Genomic DNA, 225 nt, shown 5'->3' with positions numbered 1-225 from the left:
AAGAGCGACCCACCTGCAACCTCTCGGACAACTCGCGTTCGGAAGGCAGCTTATCCCCCGGCTTTAATCCATCTTCCTTGATGATTCGGTTAATCTCCAGCAGTATCTCCTGATAAACTTTGCGCTGTTCAGGCAAATTTGACACGGCCCTCACCTTGCTTGCTCTTTTTTATTTGTTCTCGCCAAAAAAAGGAGGAATCACTCCTCCTTTTTCTGTGAAAATCA

At 46.7% G+C, this 225-nt stretch carries 1 protein-coding gene; it reads right to left on the bottom strand.

The features are described 5' to 3' along the window. On the bottom strand, positions 1 to 136 hold a 136-nt coding region (locus B2899_RS08215; RefSeq protein ID WP_414631759.1), incomplete at its 3' end, for a GntR family transcriptional regulator. Between the last annotated feature and the right edge of the window lie 89 nt (positions 137 to 225).

Origin of the sequence: Aneurinibacillus sp. UBA3580 (assembly GCF_002375825.1) — a bacterium.
GTDB classification, from domain to species: Bacteria; Bacillota; Bacilli; order Aneurinibacillales; family Aneurinibacillaceae; genus Aneurinibacillus; species Aneurinibacillus danicus.
The sequence above is the reverse complement of the archived record's forward strand: the minus strand, read 5'-3'. Positions and strand labels throughout refer to the sequence as shown.